This window comes from Clostridium sp. 1001270J_160509_D11 (assembly GCF_015667935.1).
Lineage (GTDB): Bacteria > Bacillota > Clostridia > Peptostreptococcales > Peptostreptococcaceae > Intestinibacter.
This window is the reverse complement of the sequence record NZ_JADPET010000005.1, coordinates 17,880-40,608: the sequence shown is the minus strand read 5'-3', so window position 1 is coordinate 40,608 and position 22,729 is coordinate 17,880. Positions and strand designations below refer to the sequence as shown.

Here is a 22,729-nt window from a genome sequence, read left to right as displayed (position 1 = left end):
TATAGAATATTTTTTATATTTTTTTAGAAGTTAAGAAGTATAAATAATAAAACTTCTATATTTATTGTTTGATAATTTATATTATATTTTTAAATCATATCTTCTATATGAGTATCTTGCTCTAAATCATCACTTTTACTTTTTAATAATACTTTAAGCATTTCTAATGCTGGAACTAATATGCATCCTATAACAAAAAATATTATATTAAAACTTTCTAAATTCATTGGCGATTGTGGAACTTCTAGTGATAATGGCCCCATAATAACTGCATATATAGACCCAATCATAAGACCAATAATACAGTATATAGTTTGTGACCTAAACTTTCTCAACAAATATCTAACACTTCTTATAGTTAGTAAAACACCAATTAAGATACCACTTCCGAAGATAACAATCCCTGGTAAGTATTCAAAATTTAATTTTAGTATACCCTTTATAGCATTAAGAATCGGAGTATAAAGTCCAAAGATTAATAAAATAGTAGAGCCTGATATTCCCGGTAAAACCATTGCTGATATAGCAATCATACCAGACAAGAAAATATATATTCCAAATATCAATCCTAAATTTTCAGCTTTAATCGAAAAACTTCTTCCACTACTACTTATTGGGTTAAAATATGTCATTGTAAATACTACAACAATTCCGATTAATAAAAATATGATATTTTTCCCTTCTGACAATGTTCTTTTTTCTGATTTAATTATCAAAGGTATAGAGGCTATTATAAACCCTAAAAATAAAGAACTGATTTCATAAATATTCTTTTCAAATATAGCTGTTATAAAGATTACAGATAATATAAATCCAGTAGCCCATCCTATACCAATCTTAGATAAAAACCTTAATGCATTAATTCTTTCTACTTTACTCCCCGATATTAAGTTGTGTAATGAACTTACAAACTCATCATAAAATCCAAGTATGAACGCAATAGTACCTCCTGATACACCTGGGATACTATCAGCTAATGCCATACAAAATCCTCTAATAAAATTTAATATATATATTTTATCCACCCCCTCAAGTAGTATATCTATATAATTAATGTTTATATTTTATTTATTGCTAGTTTTTTATATCCATTTACATTATTCTTATGCCATCTCCAAGCATCTTCTATAATTCTTTCAAGTGAATCATACTCAGGTTTCCACCCAAGAACTTCTTTAGCCTTATCACTAGATGCAATAAGAACAGCAGGATCTCCACTTCTTCTTTCTTCTAACTTAGCTGGTATTTCATGACTTGTAACTTTTCTCGCAACATCTATAACTTCTTTAACTGAATATCCATTTCCATTACCTAAGTTGAAGATATTACTTTCATTACCTTTTCTTAAATACTCTAGTGCTTTGTAATGAGCAGATGCTAAGTCCATAACATGGATATAGTCCCTTATACATGTTCCATCTTTAGTATCATAGTCATTACCAAATATACTTATATGCTCTCTCTTACCAAGAGGAACTTGAAGTATTAATGGTATAAGATGAGTTTCAGTAGTATGAGCTTCACCAATACTTCCATCAAAATATGCACCCGCAGCATTAAAATATCTCAATGAAACATATTTAGTTCCATATGCATTGTCAAACCATTTCATCATCTTTTCCATAGCTAATTTAGTTTCACCATATGTATTAGTTGGATTTGTTTCATCAGATTCTAATATAGGAATATTTTTCGGCTCACCATATGTCGCAGCAGTCGATGAAAATACTATTTTATCTACGTTGTTTTCTTTCATTACATCTAATAAACACATCATTCCATAAACATTGTTGTGGTAATATTCATATGGCTTTACCATACTTTCTCCGACTAGTGAATTTGCTGCAAAATGAATAACAGCTTCTATATCATTTTCTTTAAATATTTTATCTAAATTTTCCTTATCTCTTATATCACATTCATAAAACTTATCGCTTAAAATAGCTTCTTTATGTCCTGTTAATAAATTATCTACAATTATTACATCCTCATTTTGTTCAATAAAATATTTCACTGTATGAGAGCCAATATACCCTGCTCCCCCTATAATTAATATACTCATAATAAAATTCTCCCTCTAAATAAAAGCCTCTGGTCGTTATAATAAAAACTTTCCAGAGGCTAATTAATTTAATAAATTTATGCCTTATTAATAAGCATAATCTCAATATCTATCTTTCTATACAAGCAGCCTTTTCTTTTATAAACGCTTCAAAATCATCTCTAAGCTCAGGTCTTTTTAATGCAAAATCTACAGTTGCCTCTAAGAATCCTAACTTATCACCAACATCATATCTTCTTCCCTCAAAATTATATGCATATATAGCTTCCTTAGTTGCTAAAGTTTGAAGAGCATCAGTTAATTGAATCTCTCCACCTTTGCCTGCCTCTTGATTTTCTAATATATTGAATATCTCAGGAGTTATTATATATCTTCCAAGTATCGCTATATTAGAAGGTGCATCGTCAACAGATGGCTTTTCAATCATATCTTTTACTTTATATACTCTGTCTTCAATATATTTAACATCTAATATTCCGTACTTGTCCACATTTTCTTTTGCAACTTCTTGTACACCTAATATTGAGGTCTTATACTCATCATAAGCATCTATCATTTGTTTTAAACATGGAGTTTCCGCATCTACTATATCATCTCCAAGTAAAACTGCAAAAGGCTCATTTCCTATAAAGCTCTTTGCACAATGCACAGCATGTCCTAATCCTTTTGGTTCCTTTTGTCTTATGTAGTGGATGTTTACCATGTTTGATATGTCTTGAACCATTTCTAACATTTCTGTTTTACCTTTTTGTTCAAGTTCTAACTCTAATTCAACAGATCTATCGAAGTGGTCCTCTATAGATTTTTTACTTCTTCCTGTTACTATTAGTATTTCTTCTATCCCCGATTCAATCGCTTCTTCTATTATGTATTGAAGTGTTGGTTTGTCTACTATTGGTAGCATTTCCTTTGGTTGTGATTTAGTCGCTGGTAAAAATCTTGTACCAAGACCAGCTGCTGGTATTATTGCTTTTCTTACTCTTTTGCTCATTTAATTCCCCCACGGTTAATTTATTTTTATTTTTAGATCATAATATTTACTACACTAATTCTTATTCTTTTACTCTATATCCATTAGGATTTGTACTTTGCCATTTCCAAGTATCTTCACACATTTCTTTTATAGTATACTTAGCTTTCCATCCTAATTCTTTATTTGCCTTTGTTGGATCCGCATAACACATTGCTACATCTCCTGGCCTTCTATCTACTATTTTATAAGCAACTTTTCTTCCACTAGCCTGCCTAAAAGCATTCACCATATCAAGAACGCTATAACCATTTCCTGTACCTAAGTTATAAGTAACAAGACCTGGCAGACTTTCTAATTTATCTAATGCTTTTAAATGTCCATTTGCTAAGTCTACAACATGTATGTAATCCCTAACTCCAGTTCCATCAGGAGTGTTGTAATCATCACCAAATACACTAAGTTGCTCCAATTTTCCAACAGCTACTTGAGAAACATAAGGCATTAAGTTATTTGGTATATCATTAGGGTCCTCTCCTATTAATCCACTTTCATGAGCTCCCACTGGATTAAAGTATCTAAGAATTGCTACATTTAACTCTTTATCAGCTTTGCACATATCTCTTAGCATATCTTCTATCATAAGTTTAGTCGCTCCATAAGGATTTGTTGTACTAAGTGGGAAATCCTCAGTGATTGGACAAGTATGTGGATCTCCATATACTGTTGCTGATGAAGAAAATACAAACTTCTTCACATTGTATTTTTTCATTAAAGTTAAAACTGTTAATGTATTTCCTAAGTTATTTCTGTAATACTCTAAAGGTTTTGCCACAGACTCTCCCACAGCCTTATATGCAGCAAAATGTATTACTGAATCTATGTCATTTTCTTTGAATACTACTTCTAATGCTTTTTCATCAGTAGTATCTAATTCATAAAATTTAAAATCTCTATTTGTTATTTCTCTTATTCTATCAAGAACTATAGGACAGCTATTTGAAAAATTATCAACTATAACTACGTCTTTTCCTTCATTTAATAATTCCACCACTGTGTGGCTTCCTATATATCCTGCTCCTCCAGTTACTAAAACTGCCATTTTCCCCATCCTCCTTCAAATAATCTATATTTCCATTATCTTTTTATTTTTTTTCTTTTTATATATATAAAATACCATTCCTACTAAAACTAATAGTGCAGATGCTATTATCATCTCAATAGAACCTTCTGATATATGCAGAGATACCCCCAGCATTATTGCACCTGCTATGGCATTTCCTATAAATACTCCAAATAAGGCATCTTTTATTCTCATTTTAAAAATAGAGGCCAAAGCAGCCCCACTCCATGATCCTGTAGTTGGAAGTGGAACGCCTACAAATACTATAAGTCCTAATATACTAGCTGCTTTTAGCTTCTTAGCACGACTTTCTATTTTTGCATCTATCCATCTTATTACTATATTGAAATACTTTCTATGTCTTAAATAATCTATAACTTGTCTAAAAACAAGTACTACAGGTATAGATACTATGGATGAACCAATCAAACAACTTAGATATACATATATGGGATTTAGATCCATAGCTATTCCTAATGGTATAGCTCCCCTAAGTTCTATAACTGGCACCATAGAAATTAACATTAATTTTATATATTCCATCAATAAAATACCTCTTCATCATAATTTATCATGGTTATTTAATATAAAAGGCATCACATTATTGTGATACCCTTTTATATTATTCAACTGTAACTGATTTAGCTAAGTTTCTTGGCTTATCCACATCTAACCCTCTTATATTTGATGCATGATAAGCAAGTAACTGCATTGGTACAACAGCTGTTATACTAGCAAACATATCGTCAACTTTTGGTATATAAATTACTCTATCAGCTGATTTTTCCACTTCTGTATTTCCTTCTTGAGTTATAGCTATAACTCTAGCTCCCCTAGCTCTAACTTCTTGCATATTTGAAACCATTTTTTCAAATAATTGACTTTGAGTAGCTATGGCAACTACTGGCGTTCCTTTATCTATTAAAGCTATACTTCCATGTTTTAATTCACCTGCTGCAAAAGCTTCAGCATGAACATAAGATATCTCTTTTATTTTTAAAGCACCTTCCATAGCTAAAGAGTAGTCCACTCCTCTACCTAAGTAGAATATGTCATTTGCTTCTTTTATTTCTTCAGCTATTTGTCCAACTAACTCATTGCACTCCAACACTTTTTCCACTTGAGCCGGTATTTTTCTTAACTCTTCTATTCCATCAAAGTATTGTTCCTCAGTTATACTTCCTTTAGTCATAGCTAAGTTTAAAGCTATCATACAGAAAGCAGTTAATTGAGTTGTGTAAGCCTTAGTTGAAGCAACTGCTATTTCTGGACCTGCCCATGTATAGAATATATCATCAGATTCCCTTGCTATTGATGAACCAACAACATTAGTTATTGATAATACTCTAGCACCTTTAGCCTTAGCATCTCTAAGTGCTGCTAATGTATCAGCAGTTTCTCCTGATTGACTTACTATTATTATTAAAGTATTTTCATCTACAAATGGATCTGAGTATCTAAATTCTGATGCTATATCAGCTATTACTGGTATTTTTGCAAATTTTTCTATAGCATATTTACCAACAAGTCCTGCATGATAAGCAGTACCACAAGCTACTATATATACTTTGTTTATTTTATCTAAATCTTCTTTAGTTATTTTTATATCATCTAATTTGATTCTTCCATTTTCATCTAATCTTCTCATTAATGTATCTTCAACACCTTTTGGTTGTTCATACATTTCTTTTGTCATAAAACAGTCATATCCGCCTTTTGATGCAGCTTCTATATCCCAGTTTATTTCATTTATTTTTTTCTCAACTACATTTTTATTTTCATCTAATATAGTTACTTTTGGTCCTTGCATATGTACATATTCGTCATTTTCTAAGAATATTACATCTCTAGTGTATTTTAATATGGCAGGTATATCAGATGCTATAAAGTTTTCATCTTCTCCCACACCTACTATTAATGGACTGTCTTTTCTTACTGCCACTAATTCGTTGTTGTTGTCTTTGCAAACAACTCCTAAAGCATAAGCTCCTCTTAATTTTTCAGTAGCTTTGTAAACAGCTTCTAATAAGTTTCCTTCATAGAACTTGTCCACTAAGTGAGCCACAACTTCTGTATCTGTTTGAGATAAGAATACATATCCTTCAGCTTGTAATTCTTCTCTTAATTCTAAGTAGTTTTCTATTATTCCGTTATGCACTACTGCTATTGTTTTTTCTTTGTTGAAATGAGGATGAGAGTTTACATCTGATGGCTCTCCGTGAGTTGCCCATCTAGTATGTCCTATTCCTAAGCCCCCATTTATTGGATTAGCAGTTAAGTCATCTGCTAATACTTGTAATCTTCCTTTGAATTTTCTTACTGATAATTCTTCTCCTATATTTACAGCAACTCCTGCTGAGTCGTATCCTCTGTATTCTAATTTAGAAAGTCCTTCTACTAGAACTTCTGTTGCTTGTCTCTTTCCTAAGTATCCTACTATTCCACACATACCTTCTATACTCTAATCTTTCCTTTTCAAATTTTTATAACACTACTATTATATTAATATTAACTTATTATTTCATAAAAATTACTACAAAAGTTAATCCAACTGACATATTTAATGCACATTTCCTCTTACAACTTTTTAATGCCTAATATAGTACTTATATAATAACTGTATAGATTTAAACTTTTTTATATATTAATCAGTATATCGTAATAGTTTTTGTTATTTTTGTATAAATAAATGTAAAATTAATTAATATTAGCATAAAATTCATTAATTCGTTCTTTAAATATATCACTTGAAAACTTTTTTTCCATTATTTTTACAGAATTTTCTCCGTATTTTACTCTTAACTCCTTATTATTTATCAATTTTTCTATAGCTTTACATGTATTATCTATAGTTATATCTGTGATTAATATACCATTTTCAAAATTTTCTACCATTTCACTTACTCCACCTGTCACATGTGCAACTATGGGTTTACCATGACTCATAGCTTCTAATACAACAGTAGGAAATGAATCTGGTTTAATTGATGGTAAAACAAAAATATCAAATATATCATAAAATTTATTAACATCGTTGTCAAAGTCAAATATTTTTATGTTGCTTTGCAAGTTGTTTTTCTTTACTTTTTCTTTCAGATTAATTAGTAAATCTTCTTGCCCTGCAAATACACCACCTACCATAATAACTAATAATTCAGGATATCTTTCAACTAATTTTTTAGTTACATCTACCAAGAAAGATTGTCCCTTAATTTTATTGACTCTTCCTATCATCCCTATTATTAATCTATCTTCATCGATTAATAAATCTCGCTTTATGTTAGCTTTATCCCCACTTTTATAATCTTCCATATTTATTCCATTATGTATTACTCTAATATTGCATTTATAGTTATGTTTTTCTTTAAATAAATTACACTTTACAGCATCAGACACACAAATTGCATTTTGAGCAAATTTAGGCACAATTATACTATAAAACTTTTGCATAATTATAGGCTCTTTTATTATTTCATGTATATGCCATACATGTGGTATTTTAGATATTTTACTTAAAAATATACCTTCTAATACAGCTAATGTATTAGAACATATAACATCTATTTTTTCTCTCTTAACTATTCTATATAAGTATATTAAACTCTTAATATATTTATATGTATATGATATAATTCCTTTTAAATTAAAATACTGTCTTCTTAAAATTGGAAAGTCATAAATTATATATTTAATATTATTTTTCTTCAACTCATATTCTAATGGACCTCCATTAGGTATTATTAATATAGGGCAAAATAACTTTTTATCTAATCCCTTTAATACCTCTAATAAAATTTTATCAGCTCCATATAGTTCTGCTCCAGAATGTATAAATAATATATTTTTTTTCTTCATTTTTTCTCCTTAATTAAAATATATTTATAAATATAAAACTACGTTTATTTCGTAGTTTTATCAGTTCCTATTTTTAATTATTTTCTTATAGTCGTTTATTCATATATTTTTTCTATAATTTCACTAATAAATTTTCCTTTTGATTTCCATTCAAACTCACTTTTAACTCTATCGTATCCATTTACTCCTCTATACAAAGCATTATCAGGTTTATCTATTAATTCTTTTATCGCTATTGAAAAGTCTTGAACAACCTTATCATAATCATTTACAGGAATTTTAATTCCTGTTTCATTTGTTACTACTACATTCATACCTGATGTATCAAGACATATTATTGGTTTACTACACATCATAGCTTCAAAAAGTACCCATGCTCCACCTTCTCTTGCACTTGGAAATAAAAAAGCTTTAGATGACATTAGCATCTCTAATGCATCATTTCTATCTAGTTCACCGTGAAGAATTATTTGCCTTTCCATTTCTAATCTTTCTATTAGTCTTTTATATTCATTTAAACATGGACCATCACCTACTATATGAAAATTAATATTACTGTTTTCTTTTGCGACATTAGCAAATGCCTTAATGGCAATATCGGCCATCTTAAACGGTACTAATCTTCCTATAAATATAAAATCATATTTAGGTTCTATTTCTTTTGCTCTTCTATTTAATTCCTCACATTCTTCTACCGAAACACCTGTTTCTATAATAATATCACATTTACTACGATATTTTTTAGGTATGCAATTAAATGAATCATTTGTTCTCACTAATATATAATCTGATTTTTTACAAATACTATAGAACCATATATTTGTTAATGGTAAATATTTATTTATTATTCTAATAATTTCAACTAATTTCTGCTTTATAGGTAATTTCCCCCACAATTTAGTTGGAACACCTTCACCACCACCTAATGGTCCCCAAATAAATTTACAAGGTAATTTATACATAAAAGTAGGTAACCACATATTACCAAATGTCAATCCAAGCGCTATATCTACTTTAATATTTTTCATAATAAGTTTTGATAATTTGTAACACTCAATTTGCCATAAAAAATAATATAAATGTAATCCTCTTTGACCTTTTTTCCAAAAAGATAGTCGTTTAGGAACATCACAATAATAAAAACTAATATTATTATATTGATTTGAATTAAATTTTAATTCATCTTCAATAATATTTTTATTATTTAGTCTTGTGATTACAATCACCTTATTATTCTTAGCAATTTCCTTCATCCAATTCCATCCAACACCTGGTTCTGATCCCTTATTGGGTTCACAGGCATATGCAGATATTAATATTGTTTTCATTATTATACCTCCAAAACATATTTTATCATCTTTAATCTTCTTTCCTTATTTAGTAAATCAGAGGTTGAAAACTCTTTTGCTCTAAATTCATACAATAATAAAATATCAATTAAATATAAAATAATAAAATCTTTTATATTCTTAAATGATACATCAATTCGTTTTGCATATTCATATATAAAACTATTCTCTATTATACTTTCATATATTTTTTCACAACTCTCTCCATCTAAAATACTCTTTTGAATAATAAAATGTAAAACATCAAAATATGGTGGATAATCATTTGTTGCATACTCCCAATCAAAAACAAATATCTTATTATCATTAAAATAGCAATTCCAAAATGTAAAATCTCTATGACATACTCCAAGATGTACCTTCATCATTTTTATATTTTCAAAGGAATTTTGGAAAGCATCTTTTATCCATACACTCTCTTTATTTTGAGTCATATATTTATTCAATAAAATATTTGTACTTTTATAATATATCGATTCCTCATCAATTAATTTATTTTTTGTAGACAAGTATAAATTAACTAAAAAATCTACATGTTCTCTTGATAAATTATTTCTATAATTTGATTTTATTGTTTTAGTTGTAGAAGATGCAAAACAATATAATTCATTATACTTAGTATTTGTAATAATATTTGGTATTTCATTCTTTAAAGTAGTGTTATTTAATAATGACAATATTTTTTCTTCATTATTAAATAATTCAACTATCTCAAATTTATCGGTAACTTTTAAATACATAATTGGCTTATTTTTATCAGATATCTGAACAGTAATTTTACAGTGTGCTCCCTCTGTACCTAAAAAAAATGAATAATAAACTTCTTCATTATAGAATATTTCATTCTCAAATATTTTTTTATTATTTAAGATGTTAATTCTATTTAAAGTTATAATATTTTTTTTAAATATACATTTTATTATGACAAATGGTATTCTAAGATATAATTCTTTTAATACCTTACCTTTAATTGCACTTGGTTGATATAATAAAACCGAATTCTTTTTATTAATTTTATCATTTAATGGTACTAGCCATCTAACATTTTTTATATTAGGTATAGCTAAATATTTTTCAATATTTTCATTTTGTTGATCACATTTTTCAAATCCTATATTTTTAATTGTATCTAGGAAAACATTAATTTTCTTCATAGCTCTATCACTTTACCTATCTATTGTTATTTAAATATAAATTTATAAGTAACTTTATAGCTACTTTATTTAAGAAGCTTCGAAGTCTGTTTAGCTTTTTTTTCTAATATTATAGTTGTTATTTCCTCTACTATCTCTTCTATTTTTTTAGTTGCATCAATAACAACAACATTTTTGATATTATTCTTTAAGTTGTAATATGCTTTTCTTTGTCTTCGTAATTCTTCAATTGGTAGTTCCTGTTTCCTCTCATATAGCACTTCTGCTGGTGCATCTAGTACAAAAATAATATTTGGTTTTGGTATTGACCAAGAAAATACTTTCGGTAACCATTCCGGCATATTATACTGAAATCTTTTTAAATCTACATAGTAATCAAAATAATATCTATCAAATATAATTAGCTTCTTCTTAACTTTTTTTATATTAATATCAAATATAGTACCTATTTGGTAATCTAAGTTATAAAATAAATATCTTATTATTGACTTTATTGGGCCATTTAAAGGCTTATCATGAGGATTAGGGTTACTACTACTTTCTTCTGATGGGTTAAATACTTTGTATGAACCTAAATTTTTAAATAATCGTGGCCTAATATATCTATTATCAATTCCATGAAAACTTCCGCTTACAAGTGAATTCACTCCTTCTATTACAGTAGTTTTACCTCCCCCATCTGGAGCTAATATTGCTATCGATAATCCTACAGGATTTTTTAATCTATATATTGCTCTATAAATCTGACTTGTCCAATATTTTAAATAATATATACCAAATGAATTTCTCTTAGATAATCTTTTTACATTCTTCCATAAGTACGGTTGTATTTCTTTTAATTTTTCAATATCTTCTTTAATAAGTAAATCATTTATAACTTCTATAACATCCTTATCAAAATACTTTAATGCATATTCTGATATTGATTTTTGAGATTTCATTAATATTTCTTTAATAATTTTTACATGTTCTAAACTAAAATCATTTTTGTATATTCTTCTTAATAATAAAAATACATATTCTACTTCATAAGCTGGTACAGTAAACCTATTTACCTTCCTTGTATTTTTTAATATTTCTTCAAATGGTATCAACTTTGGAGTAGATTCGACACTAAAATCCGAGAAGAAATCTAATTGTAATCTAAATGAACTATTAATTCTAAGTGGCGATAAAATATAGGCACACTTTCTATAATTATGCCAAATTTTCTGTGTTACTACCGTATTAGTGTTTTTTGCTATATTTTTCACAATATCATCTAATCTAATAAAATCTTCTTGTGCAACACATATGTCTATATCAGATGGTAATTCATATGGTAGTACATCGTATTTATTCATTACTACATATTTATTAATCTCTTTATCCAAAGTATCAAATGTTTCTGTTAATATTTTTTCTATATTTAATCTCATATCTTATCTCCCTAATAATTTTTTGAATTACTATAACACTTATTACATATATTACAGAATAATATGATAATGTAGAAAATGTATTAGTAGTAATCATTCTAACTATTAATATTATTAAAATTCCTGTAATTTGATCTACATATATTTTATTTTCCCTATTTGTAATCATTTCTATATTATATTTTCTCAATCTTATAACCTGAAGTAATATATAACATATTGATAGCATTAAGAAAATACTTCCAAGTACACCTGTCGAAATTAAAGTTCCTAAGAACTCTGAATCTAAAGTGTACATAGCATCATTACTCTGTGCCGCAACAACTTTTTCTCCTCCAGCAAAACCCATACCAAATAATTTTTCGTAAATATTCAATCTACTAAACACATCTAATGCATAACTCCACCATTCTGTCCTTCCAGACAGTGAAAATATCTGTGCGAAATCTTGTCCTCTAAGAATTACATTTAAAATTGTATTTCCTGCAAACATAAACATAATAATACTAATATATGCTGTAGCTATTTTATATAATAATTTTTTATTGATGAAAAAATAATATATAAATATAGCTATTACAAGCCCTAATATAGCCATTCTAGCTTGAGCTGTTATTATGAATATAAGTAAAATTAACATTTTTACTTTTATAAGTCTTCTTTTATAATTATTTGCTAATTCAACCAAATAATTATAAAATAAAAATGATGACAAAAATCCAACACTAGTTGATGTAATTGGGATTAAATACCCTGATAATCTAAATGGAATAGCTGCATTTCTTATCGCACTGTACTCCGAACTTCCAAAATATAGTGCTTTTGAAGGTGAAAATATAGCTCCTATTAATACAGTTATCATTAAAAATTCAAAAAAATTCAATACTATGCCAAATACTTCTTTAGTAAATCCAACTTTTATTCTCTCCATATTAAATATGTAAAATGCTAATAAAAATATTTGAAAATATTCTATCCATTTAATTATTGAATAACTTAACCATTGAGAATTGGTCAATGATATTAATCCTATTATCCAATATAAAAATAAAAAAGTGATTGATTTTGATATTTTAGGAATACTAAAAAATTTATATTTATAACATAGATGAAAAGTATATAAATAAAATAGTGGTAATGATATATATCTAACTAAATTACCTAAATTAAATAAGTTTTCTTGAGCCTCTTGAAATCCTCTTGTAGAGAACGTAAGAAAACTTCCAAATAATAAATAAATAGGTACATATTCTTTTTTTAACCTACTATTCACTTTACATACTTTCATTTATATCCCTCTTTTTAGCTTTTTCTATTCCATCAATAATAATTTTAGCTACTTTTTCTCCCGAATATTCTTCTACTAATTCTAATGTATTTTTTCTTAAAACTTCTATATTTTCTATTGCTTTAATCATAGAGGTATATAAAATCCCATCATTTCTTTCATTTAATAAATAACCGTTAAATCCATCTTTCACTAATTCTCTTACTCCAATTACATCAAACCCTATAACTGGTACTCCACACGATATAGCTTCTGCTACTGATATTGATAATCCCTCACCTTTTGATGGAAAAACAAAAACATCACTTATTCTTAGCCAATCACATATTTCATCTTGAGGTAATATTCCTAACATTTTAACATTATTATCTAAATTTAGTTCAGAGATTCTTTTTCTTAATCTTTCTTCTAAATCTCCTCCTCCAATGAAATATAATACAGAATTATTATCATATTCTTGGAAGTATTTATTAAAAGCTTCTAGTGCTATTAACGGGTCCTTCCATTCTACAATTCTTCCTGTAAATAAAAAAACTGTATTAAATTTTATATTCATTTTTTTCCTTAATTCTTCTTTATCTTTCACTGGGAAAAATTTCTTAACATTAACTGGTCCAGGTGCTTTAATAAATTCGATACTCTTTCCTTTCCTAGCAAGTTTATTTTGATGCTCCTTTATAGAAATTAAATCACTATTTACAAAATTTACATCTGAATATTCTTGCGCCTTATGTTGTATTTTTGTAACCATTTTATTTATACAAGATAGACCATGTTGATGATATACTATTAATGATTTTGATTTCTTAATTTTTTTCATATAAGCATATAGTATTGGTGCTCCATGAAAATATAAAATATCATAATTTTTTTCCTCTATTTTTTTTGAATTAATTATCATGTACCAAAAATATCTTAAATAGTTCGGAATAATCTTTTTAGTTTTCACATTCCCCAATGAATGAATTTCATATTCTTTATCATTGACCTTAATATTATTTAATTCTTTTCCATCGACGCTACATCCCCAAATATCAATTTCATATTTATTTTCTAAATAAGGTAAAATTCCTAATATATAATTCAATATTCCTCCCATAGGCCAATTGTCAAAATTAGAAAAATATAATATTGCCATTTTCTTTTTTTTCATATTATTACTTCTTCCTTTTCATTTTTTTTTAACTCAATAATTATACTTGCCAAGTCAATAGTCTGTATTATTGCAATAGTTGCAAATGATATACATAGAGAAATGCACATTCCTACCATACTGTACTTCAAAGTTAGTATAGTTCCAGTAATAATTAATATTCCTATTCCTATGACTAAAGATTTTAATATTAATTTAGGTTTTTCAATGGCTTGTAATATAGATGATATTATACTAATTATAGATGTAAAGAATCCACGAATACAGCATAATAGTAAAACAGTTGTTATCCCTATATATTCATCTCCATATATTAGCACAACTAATTTTTTACCCATTACTAGTAACACTAATCCCCAACAAGCATTCATAAAAAATACTACTGTAATTGCAATAATAGATTTTTTTATTACACTTTCATATTTTTTCTCAGAAAATATTTTTGAAAAGTGAGGTAATAAATACTGTGACAATCCATTAAAAATTGGTTGTGGTAACATTGCAAAGGTATTATGAATAGAATATATCCCAACTGATTTTGTTGATATAAAACTATTTAATATCCACATAGATATTTGGTTTTTAACCGAATCAGACATACTAATTCCTACACTCCATTTTGAAATATATTTATTTTTATTCCATACCTCTATTAAGTCACTTAATTTTATTGAAATCTTAGTATTAACTACTAAGAATACTATCGAACTTATTCCAGTTGTCATTCCTATTATAATTAAGCAATGATTAATTGTGAAATTATTTAAATGTAATAATACCATAAACAAACCTAGCTGGAATAATGATTGTATAATTCCCATCAACAAACTTGAAAGAATTTTATTTATACCAAATAAGAATTGTCTAGTATAATCTTTTAATAAATATCCTACCATGAATATTCCACAACTGATTATGCTCAAATTCATATTTATTATTCCTAACACTTGTAATAGTATTAATACTATCATCACACTTGTCAAAAATACAATCTCAAACCCCATTGTCTTAGCTGCATAACTTTTTTTTTCTCTATCTTCTTTCATTTTAGGATAATAAATGTTGAATGGCACTAAAATAAACACTCTCTGCAATCCCATAATAATCATTGCAATAGACAATAATAATGTATATATCCCAACTGAATTTGGTGTTACATTTCTGGCCAAAATAATACTCGTCAAAAATGAGGTTAAGCTTGAAATTCCTTGTTCTGTCATTGCTAAGAAGCTCCCTTTAAAAAAACTTCCTTTCAGAAAATCATTTATTTTTTTTAACATAAATCTCCTCTTTCTAGTAAATACAATTGATATAAATAATGTAAACTATTTATAATTGTTAAATAATGCCTCATATCTATTAACAATAAAGTCCCAACTATAAGTATTAATAATACGATTTTTTGCAAACTCTCCAACCCTATTTATTTCTTCATAACTCATCATTTCTGAATTTATAATAGCTGTTGCTAAATCACCACTTCTTTTACTCCAATAAATAGCTCCTTTTTCTGCTACTTCTTTATTAAAACCTACATCTAATAATAAATTTAAGTCAGTAGTAGCTAATGATTCTAACAATGATGGATTAGTCCCACCAACTTCATGTCCGTGTAAATATCCATAAGCATTTTCTCTAATTTTCTTTAACAATTCTTGATTATAAACAGTTCCAACAAACTTAATCCTCTGATCTTTATCAAACCCAGTTTTTCTTTTTAATTCTTCATAAAACTTATTCTTTTCAACATTAGTTATAAGTACAAAATCTTTCTTAGTATTAGATTTCATAAATTCAGTTATCATAGTCTCGTAATTATTTTCTGGAACAAATCTACCAACAACTAAATAATACTCCTTTGCTTTAACGCCTTTTTCCTTATACCACTTAAGTAAAATCTCATCATCATCTGATAATTTAGACTTTTCTATGTCAGCACCATATGCAATAAAAGTAGTTTTAGGATTATATTGTTTGTAATCTTCTTTAATATATTTTTCAATATTTATAGAATCACATACTAATAAATCTGCATGCTTTACCATTAGCCTTTCCGATATTTTCCAGTACTTTCTGATAGCTGCATTCCATTTAGCTCTTTTCCATTCATGACCATCTGGATTAACAAATAATGTTCCACCTAATTTTTTTAACTGTTTTTTATAGTTACCAAGAAAAGGACCTATTCTACAAGCAAGTATGTACACTATAGGATTTTCAATCCTATTTTCTTTAATATATCTAATACATTCTTTAAATGCTATTACATCATAATAAACTGCTTTTGCAGCACCTATATTGGGCACTTTAACATTAAAACATCTTGCTCCATTATGTTCAAATTCATCATCATTATCTGCCAAACATGATACATGATATTTAATTTCTTTGCTTTGTTGTTGTTCTGTAAGTTTTTCTACAAATGTTTCAAATCCACCATAATTTGCAGGTATACCTTTAGAACCTATAATAAAAATATGCTTCATATTTTTTCCTTTCTGAAAATTATGCCAGTCTAGAATACTAGACTAGCATATTAAACTCTTTTTATTTATTTGAATACATTTTTTCATAATAATCAGCATATTCACCTGATATTATATTTTTCCACCAGTCTTCATTCTCTAAATACCATTTAATAGTCATAGCTATACCAGTATCAAAATTATACTTAGGTTTCCATCCTAATTCATTTTCTAATTTTTCAGGATCTATAGCATATCTTAAATCATGTCCTGGTCTATCTTTTACATAAGTTATTAAGCTTTCTGGTTTATCTAAAGCTTTAAGTATAGTTTTTACAACTTCTAAGTTAGTTCTTTCGTTGTGTCCACCTACATTGTAAACTTCTCCAACTTTACCTTTGTGTATTATTAAATCTATTGCAGAACAGTGGTCTTCTACGTGTAACCAGTCTCTTACATTTTCTCCTTTTCCATATACTGGAAGTCTTTCATCAGCTAAAGCTCTAGATATCATTAAAGGTATTAACTTCTCTGGGAAGTGGTATGGACCATAGTTATTTGAACATCTAGATATTGTAGCTGGTAGTCCAAAAGTTCTTTGGTAAGCATGTACTAAGAAATCTGCACTTGCTTTTGATGCTGAATATGGTGAAGATGGATTTAAAGGAGTAGATTCTGTAAAGAATAAATCCTTTCTATCTAATGGTAAGTCACCATATACTTCATCTGTAGATACTTGGTGATATCTCTCTACACCAAATTCTTTAGAAGCATCTAATAATACTTGTGTTCCTATTACGTTTGTTTTTACAAATATTCCTGGATCTTCTACAGATCTATCGACATGAGATTCAGCTGCAAAGTTTACAACTATATCAAATTTTTCTTTTTTAAATAAGTCAAATATAAATTCTCTATCAGCTATATCACCTTTTACAAATTTGTAATTAGGCTTATCTTCAACTGTTTTTAAAGTTTCTAAGTTTCCTGCATAAGTTAGTGCATCTAAATTTACTATCATATATTCTGGGTATTTATTCACCATGTAGTGGACAAAGTTTCCACCGATGAAACCTGCTCCACCTGTAACTAATATCTTCTTCATTGTTACTCTCCTTTATATTCAAACGGTAAGTCTAATTCTTTTAAAGTTGGTTGCTTTTTGTCTTTTTCAGATAATATTATTTCATCTATTCCATCAAGTGGCCATTCTATTCCCACTTCTGGATCATTCCATAAAAGCCCACCATCATATTCTGGTGCATATAAATTAGTACATTTATAATTGAATACTGCTTCATCTGATAAAACTAAAAATCCATGAGCAAATCCTTCTGGTACATAAAATTGTCTTTTATTTTCTGCTGAAAGAAGAACCCCTTCCCATTGTCCATAAGTAGGTGACCCTTTTCTTAAATCTACAGCAACATCATAAACTTCTCCTTGTGTACATCTTACTAATTTACCTTGAGTAAATTTAGTTTGAAAATGCATTCCTCTAAGAACACCTTTTTTAGATTTAGATTCATTATCTTGAACAAATACCATATCAAGACCAGCTTCCTCAAATGCTTTTTTATTGTAAGTTTCCATAAAGTATCCTCTATCATCTCCGAATACTTTAGGCTCAATTATATATAAGTCTTTTATCTTAGTTTCTATAAAATTAAAATTTCCCATATTTTCTCCCTATACTAATTTAAGCAATCTTTCTTCATAAATATTTTGATTGTCATTTATATCTTCATCAGCTATTTTAACTAAATATCTACCATATTCCGTTTTCATTAATGGTTTAGCTAAATCTAATAGTTGTTCTTTATCTATATAACCTTTTCTATAAGCAATTTCTTCTAAACAAGCTATATATAAACCTTGTCTAGTTTGAACAGCTTCTACATAATTAGATGCTTCTAATAATCCTTTATGAGTACCTGTATCTAACCAAGCCATCCCTCTACCAAATAGTTCTACTTTAAGTTTTCCTCTTCTTAAGTATTCATTATTTACCGCAGTTATCTCTAGTTCTCCTCTTTCTGATGGTTCAACACTTTTAGCTATTTCTACTACATCATTATCATAGAAGTATAAACCTGGTACTGCATAGTTTGATTTAGGTTCTTCTGGCTTTTCTTCTATTGAAATTACATTAAAGTCTTTGTCAAACTCAACTACTCCAAATGCCTGAGGATCAACTACATGATATCCAAATATAGTAGCTTCATCTCTTTCTACAGCATTTTGTAATCTCTCACTAAATCCATATCCATAGAATATATTATCTCCAAGTACTAAAGCTACTTTATCATCTCCAATAAAGTCTTCACCTATTATAAATGCTTCCGCTAATCCATTTGGTTGCTCTTGCACTGCATATTCTATATTAAGTCCTAAATGATTTCCATTACCAAATAATTCTTTGAACATTGGTAAGTCTCTAGGTGTTGATATTATTAATATATCTTTTATTCCTGCGAGCATAAGTACTGACATTGGATAATATATCATTGGTTTGTCATATATAGGTAATGCTTGTTTTGATACAGACTGTGTTATTGGATAAAGTCTTGTTCCAGAACCTCCAGCTAATATAATTCCTTTCATAAAAATCCTCCCTCAAATAATTTACTTCTTTTACTTTAAATATTCTTCTAATGAATCTTCCCATTTTCTAAATGAATTTAATCCGACTAGTTTAAGCATAAAGTTATCAAGTACTGAATACTTAGGTCTTGGCGCTGGTCTTTTAAATTCATCACTTGTTACTGGATTTACTTTTATATCTATATTTTTTATTTCAAATATTTTTTTAGCAAAATCATACCAACTACATTGTCCTTCACATGTTCCGTGATAAATTCCATAATGTTCTGTATGTATTAAATCGATTATTGCTTTTGCTAAATCAACTGTACTTGTAGGACTTCCTATCTGATCATTTACTACATTAAGTTCGCTATTAGTTTCTGATAATTTTAGCATTGTTCTTACAAAATTATTTCCTTCACCATATAACCATGCTGTTCTAACTATAAAATATTTAGAGCAAAATTCTCTTACAAAGTTTTCACCCATTAATTTACTTGTTCCGTATACTGAATTTGGACAAGTTATATCATCTTCTCTATATGGTCTAGTTCCATTTCCGTCGAATATATAATCAGTAGATACTTGTACTAGTTTAGCACCGACTTTTTCACATGCTATAGCTAAATTTCTAGGTCCTACTGCATTTATTTTATATGCATTTTCCATATCAGTTTCACATAAATCTACTGCTGTATGTGCTGCACAGTTTATAACTACATCTGGATTTTGATCTAATGTAAATGTATTTACATTTTCTATATTTGTAATATCCAGAGTATCTCTATCTGTTTTTATAACATCATATTCATATTTTTTATCAAGTTGTTTTACTAATTCTTGCCCTAACTGACCCTGTGCACCAGTTATTATAATTTTCATCTAAATTCTCCCCTATTTATTAACTCTATTTGTTATATCTTCTATTATCCTATCCAATTTCTCATCAACAATCTCTTGATTATCTCCATTACATCCAAAATAGAACTTAATCTTTGGCTCTGTTCCCGATGGTCTAACAGCTATCCAACTTCCATCTTCTAAAACAAACTTAAGAACATCTGATTTTGGAAGGTCATTTATTCCTTCTTTATAATCTCTAACCTCACTAACTTTTATATTCGCTATTTCATCTATATCTGAAGTTCTGAAACTATTCATAATATTTTGAATTTGTTTCATGCCATCAATTCCTTTTAAAGTTATCGATTTTAATTCTTCTTTATAATATCCGTACTTTTTATATACTTCTTGAAGCCCTTCGTATAAAGTCATTCCTTTGTCGTAGTAATAGGCTGCCATCTCAGATATTAAAAGTGCCGATACTACTCCATCTTTATCTCTTGCATGAGTTCCTACTAAGTATCCGTAACTTTCTTCATAACCCATTACAAATGTTCTATCTTTATTTTGTTCAAATTGATTTATTTTTTCACCAATGAATTTAAATCCTGTTAATGTATCTATACAGTCAACACCATTTTCTTTTGCTATTTTAGCTCCTAATTCTGATGTAACTATTGTTTTTATTATTGTAGGATTTACTTGGTTTGATATATTTTCCTTATTGCTACTAATTACATACTCCACTAATAATGAACCTACTTGATTACCATTAAGTACTACATATTCTCCTTCGTTGTTTTTTACTACAACTCCAACTCTATCACAGTCTGGGTCTGTTCCCATTATGATATCAGCACCTGAGTTTTTAGCCATTTCTATAGCTATTTCAAATACTGCTTTTTCTTCTGGATTTGGATATTCAACTGTAGAAAAATTACTATCTGGTAATTCTTGTTCTTTTACTACCTCTACATTTTTAAATCCTGATTGTTTTAGAACTTCTCTTACTGGGATATTCCCTGTTCCATGTATAGGTGTATAAATTATTTTTATTTTATCTCCAACTCTATCTATTACATCTTGGTTTATAATTTGTTTTTTTACTTCATTTATAAATGCTTTGTCTATGTCTTTATTTAATACTTGGATTAAATTATCGCCAAGTTTAGTAGTTGGTATCTTGCTGTAATCATCTATTTTATTTACTTCTGATATTATTTCATTTGCAACATCTGGACAAACTTGTCCTCCATCTGACCAATAAACTTTGTATCCATTATATTCTGGTGGATTGTGACTCGCAGTTATTACTATACCTGCTACACAATTTAAGTATCTTACGGAAAATGATAATTGCGGTGTGCTTCTCAAGCTGTCATATATATAAGCTTTTATTCCACAAGCTGCTAATGTCTTTGCCGCTTCTATGCAAAATTCTTTTGATTTGTGTCTGCTGTCATAGGCTATTACTACGCCTCTTTTCTGACCGTCTTCTTTGCATTTTTTTAAGATATAATTACAAAGTCCAAAAGTTGCTTTTCTCACTGTGTACTTGTTGATTCTATTAGTTCCATAACCAATAACTCCTCTAAGTCCTCCAGTTCCAAATTCTAATTCCTTGTAAAATCTATCTTCTATTTCTTTTTCGTCATTTTGAATTGCTTTTAGTTCTTGTTTTGTTTCATCATCAAAATATGGATTATTCATCCATTCATTATAATTTTTTATATATTCCCTCACTTACTTACACTCCCTAAGATGCATTACTGTCTCCAAACAGTACTTTTACTGTCTTTAAAATCAATTTTATATCTAATAATAAATTTCTATTTTTTATATATTCTAAATCCATCTCTACCCATTCATCAAAACCGATATTATTTCTTCCGCTGACTTGCCATATACAAGTAAGACCTGGCTTTACAAGAAGTCTTTGTTTTTGGTATGAATTATATTGCTCAACTTCTCTAGGAATTGGTGGTCTCGGTCCGACTAAGCTCATATCTCCTTTTAAAACATTAAATAATTGCGGTAATTCATCTAAGCTAGTCTTTCTTATAAATTTTCCTACCTTTGTTATCCTAGGGTCATCAGTCATCTTAAATGCTGGACCTGTTTGTTCATTTTGTTCTTGTAAATGTTTTAGTAATTCTTCGGCATTGTGAACCATACTTCTAAACTTATACATTTTAAAAGTTTTTGGATGTTGGCCATTTCTCTCCTGACAGAAAAATATACGTCCCTTTGGATCTTCTATTTTTATAAGGATGGCTACTATTAAAAATATTGGTGATAATACTATTATCCCAGCTAAAGAGCATATGATATCTATGCTTCTTTTTATAAAAAGATATAAATTTGATTCCCTCTCTAAAATCTCATTTAAGTTAATACCATCAGTTAAATCTGTATTTTTGTTTTTAGAGATTGTTTTTTCCATTAATACTCCCCCTCTCTATA

Annotated in this window: 20 protein-coding genes; all 20 read right to left on the bottom strand. The window is 28.2% G+C overall.

All coding sequences use genetic code 11. The features are described from left to right. Window positions 1-89 precede the first annotated feature (89 nt). Window positions 90-1,016 carry a DUF368 domain-containing protein gene (locus I4U58_RS01310; protein WP_195929182.1) on the bottom strand — a complete coding sequence of 309 codons (927 nt, stop codon included), beginning with the start codon at window positions 1,014-1,016 and terminating at the stop codon, window positions 90-92. A gap of 41 nt (window positions 1,017-1,057) precedes the next feature. Next, a complete protein-coding gene (galE, locus tag I4U58_RS01305) occupies window positions 1,058-2,062 on the bottom strand; it encodes a UDP-glucose 4-epimerase GalE (RefSeq protein ID WP_195929176.1) in 1,005 nt (334 codons plus the stop codon). 109 nt (window positions 2,063-2,171) lie between these two features. After that, the gene (galU, locus tag I4U58_RS01300) at window positions 2,172-3,053 is read right to left on the bottom strand and encodes a UTP--glucose-1-phosphate uridylyltransferase GalU (protein ID WP_195929174.1); all 882 of its coding nucleotides are present in this window, start codon (window positions 3,051-3,053) and stop codon (window positions 2,172-2,174) included. 61 nt (window positions 3,054-3,114) lie between these two features. Then, complete coding sequence (gene galE, locus I4U58_RS01295) at window positions 3,115-4,134, bottom strand: UDP-glucose 4-epimerase GalE (protein ID WP_195929172.1); 1,020 nt, start codon at window positions 4,132-4,134, stop codon at window positions 3,115-3,117. A 24-nt stretch (window positions 4,135-4,158) separates the two neighbouring features. Further along, complete coding sequence (locus tag I4U58_RS01290; protein WP_195929170.1) at window positions 4,159-4,698, bottom strand: small multi-drug export protein; 540 nt, start codon at window positions 4,696-4,698, stop codon at window positions 4,159-4,161. A 79-nt stretch (window positions 4,699-4,777) separates the two neighbouring features. Beyond that, entirely contained in the window at window positions 4,778-6,604 is a 1,827-nt protein-coding gene (glmS, locus tag I4U58_RS01285) for a glutamine--fructose-6-phosphate transaminase (isomerizing) (protein ID WP_195929168.1), read from the bottom strand. A 248-nt stretch (window positions 6,605-6,852) separates the two neighbouring features. Then, the gene (locus tag I4U58_RS01280; protein ID WP_195929166.1) at window positions 6,853-8,010 is read right to left on the bottom strand and encodes a glycosyltransferase family 4 protein; all 1,158 of its coding nucleotides are present in this window, start codon (window positions 8,008-8,010) and stop codon (window positions 6,853-6,855) included. A gap of 95 nt (window positions 8,011-8,105) precedes the next feature. Continuing rightward, window positions 8,106-9,338 (bottom strand): glycosyltransferase, encoded by a 1,233-nt coding sequence (locus tag I4U58_RS01275; RefSeq protein ID WP_195929164.1) that lies wholly within the window; start codon window positions 9,336-9,338, stop codon window positions 8,106-8,108. Between the two features lie 2 nt (window positions 9,339-9,340). Continuing rightward, window positions 9,341-10,513: a hypothetical protein gene (locus I4U58_RS01270; protein ID WP_195929162.1), complete on the bottom strand. Its 1,173-nt coding sequence runs from the start codon at window positions 10,511-10,513 to the stop codon at window positions 9,341-9,343. A 65-nt stretch (window positions 10,514-10,578) separates the two neighbouring features. Then, window positions 10,579-11,931, bottom strand: coding sequence for a hypothetical protein (locus tag I4U58_RS01265; RefSeq protein ID WP_195929160.1), 1,353 nt, complete (start codon window positions 11,929-11,931; stop codon window positions 10,579-10,581). Further along, complete coding sequence (locus I4U58_RS01260) at window positions 11,891-13,219, bottom strand: O-antigen ligase family protein (protein WP_195929158.1); 1,329 nt, start codon at window positions 13,217-13,219, stop codon at window positions 11,891-11,893. Before I4U58_RS01260 ends, I4U58_RS01265 begins: the two co-directional genes overlap by 41 nt. Then, complete coding sequence (locus tag I4U58_RS01255) at window positions 13,206-14,306, bottom strand: glycosyltransferase family 4 protein (protein WP_195929156.1); 1,101 nt, start codon at window positions 14,304-14,306, stop codon at window positions 13,206-13,208. Before I4U58_RS01255 ends, I4U58_RS01260 begins: the two co-directional genes overlap by 14 nt. 62 nt (window positions 14,307-14,368) lie before the next feature. Continuing rightward, window positions 14,369-15,652, bottom strand: a complete 1,284-nt coding sequence (locus tag I4U58_RS01250) for a polysaccharide biosynthesis C-terminal domain-containing protein (protein WP_195929154.1) — start codon at window positions 15,650-15,652, stop codon at window positions 14,369-14,371. A gap of 45 nt (window positions 15,653-15,697) precedes the next feature. After that, window positions 15,698-16,858, bottom strand: coding sequence for a glycosyltransferase family 1 protein (locus I4U58_RS01245; RefSeq protein ID WP_195929152.1), 1,161 nt, complete (start codon window positions 16,856-16,858; stop codon window positions 15,698-15,700). 61 nt (window positions 16,859-16,919) lie between these two features. Beyond that, on the bottom strand, window positions 16,920-17,942 hold the full coding sequence (gene rfbB, locus I4U58_RS01240; protein ID WP_195929151.1) for a dTDP-glucose 4,6-dehydratase: 1,023 nt from the start codon (window positions 17,940-17,942) through the stop codon (window positions 16,920-16,922). 2 nt (window positions 17,943-17,944) lie between these two features. Beyond that, window positions 17,945-18,517 carry a dTDP-4-dehydrorhamnose 3,5-epimerase gene (rfbC, locus tag I4U58_RS01235; protein WP_195929149.1) on the bottom strand — a complete coding sequence of 191 codons (573 nt, stop codon included), beginning with the start codon at window positions 18,515-18,517 and terminating at the stop codon, window positions 17,945-17,947. 9 nt (window positions 18,518-18,526) lie between these two features. Beyond that, the gene (gene rfbA, locus I4U58_RS01230; protein WP_195929147.1) at window positions 18,527-19,441 is read right to left on the bottom strand and encodes a glucose-1-phosphate thymidylyltransferase RfbA; all 915 of its coding nucleotides are present in this window, start codon (window positions 19,439-19,441) and stop codon (window positions 18,527-18,529) included. A 30-nt stretch (window positions 19,442-19,471) separates the two neighbouring features. Continuing rightward, window positions 19,472-20,305 (bottom strand): dTDP-4-dehydrorhamnose reductase, encoded by an 834-nt coding sequence (gene rfbD, locus I4U58_RS01225; protein WP_195929145.1) that lies wholly within the window; start codon window positions 20,303-20,305, stop codon window positions 19,472-19,474. 12 nt (window positions 20,306-20,317) lie between these two features. Then, on the bottom strand, window positions 20,318-22,009 hold the full coding sequence (locus I4U58_RS01220; RefSeq protein ID WP_347708156.1) for a phospho-sugar mutase: 1,692 nt from the start codon (window positions 22,007-22,009) through the stop codon (window positions 20,318-20,320). Window positions 22,010-22,022: 13 nt separating this feature from the next. Then, window positions 22,023-22,709: an exopolysaccharide biosynthesis polyprenyl glycosylphosphotransferase gene (locus I4U58_RS01215; protein ID WP_195929143.1), complete on the bottom strand. Its 687-nt coding sequence runs from the start codon at window positions 22,707-22,709 to the stop codon at window positions 22,023-22,025. Window positions 22,710-22,729: the final 20 nt, after the last annotated feature.

What these genes read in the sequence shown, in the direction of transcription:
- I4U58_RS01260 (WP_195929158.1), bottom strand. Translation starts at nt 13,219, where the DNA reads ATGAAAGTATGTAAAGTGAATAGTAGGTTAAAAAAAGAATATGTACCT.
- rfbD (WP_195929145.1), bottom strand. Translation starts at nt 20,305, where the DNA reads ATGAAAATTATAATAACTGGTGCACAGGGTCAGTTAGGGCAAGAATTA.
- glmS (WP_195929168.1), bottom strand. Translation starts at nt 6,604, where the DNA reads ATGTGTGGAATAGTAGGATACTTAGGAAAGAGACAAGCAACAGAAGTT.
- I4U58_RS01280 (WP_195929166.1), bottom strand. Translation starts at nt 8,010, where the DNA reads ATGAAGAAAAAAAATATATTATTTATACATTCTGGAGCAGAACTATAT.
- rfbC (WP_195929149.1), bottom strand. Translation starts at nt 18,517, where the DNA reads ATGGGAAATTTTAATTTTATAGAAACTAAGATAAAAGACTTATATATA.
- galE (WP_195929176.1), bottom strand. Translation starts at nt 2,062, where the DNA reads ATGAGTATATTAATTATAGGGGGAGCAGGGTATATTGGCTCTCATACA.
- I4U58_RS01290 (WP_195929170.1), bottom strand. Translation starts at nt 4,698, where the DNA reads ATGGAATATATAAAATTAATGTTAATTTCTATGGTGCCAGTTATAGAA.
- I4U58_RS01215 (WP_195929143.1), bottom strand. Translation starts at nt 22,709, where the DNA reads ATGGAAAAAACAATCTCTAAAAACAAAAATACAGATTTAACTGATGGT.
- I4U58_RS01270 (WP_195929162.1), bottom strand. Translation starts at nt 10,513, where the DNA reads ATGAAGAAAATTAATGTTTTCCTAGATACAATTAAAAATATAGGATTT.
- rfbB (WP_195929151.1), bottom strand. Translation starts at nt 17,942, where the DNA reads ATGAAGAAGATATTAGTTACAGGTGGAGCAGGTTTCATCGGTGGAAAC.
- I4U58_RS01265 (WP_195929160.1), bottom strand. Translation starts at nt 11,931, where the DNA reads ATGAGATTAAATATAGAAAAAATATTAACAGAAACATTTGATACTTTG.
- I4U58_RS01245 (WP_195929152.1), bottom strand. Translation starts at nt 16,858, where the DNA reads ATGAAGCATATTTTTATTATAGGTTCTAAAGGTATACCTGCAAATTAT.
- galU (WP_195929174.1), bottom strand. Translation starts at nt 3,053, where the DNA reads ATGAGCAAAAGAGTAAGAAAAGCAATAATACCAGCAGCTGGTCTTGGT.
- I4U58_RS01250 (WP_195929154.1), bottom strand. Translation starts at nt 15,652, where the DNA reads ATGTTAAAAAAAATAAATGATTTTCTGAAAGGAAGTTTTTTTAAAGGG.
- I4U58_RS01275 (WP_195929164.1), bottom strand. Translation starts at nt 9,338, where the DNA reads ATGAAAACAATATTAATATCTGCATATGCCTGTGAACCCAATAAGGGA.
- galE (WP_195929172.1), bottom strand. Translation starts at nt 4,134, where the DNA reads ATGGCAGTTTTAGTAACTGGAGGAGCAGGATATATAGGAAGCCACACA.
- rfbA (WP_195929147.1), bottom strand. Translation starts at nt 19,441, where the DNA reads ATGAAAGGAATTATATTAGCTGGAGGTTCTGGAACAAGACTTTATCCA.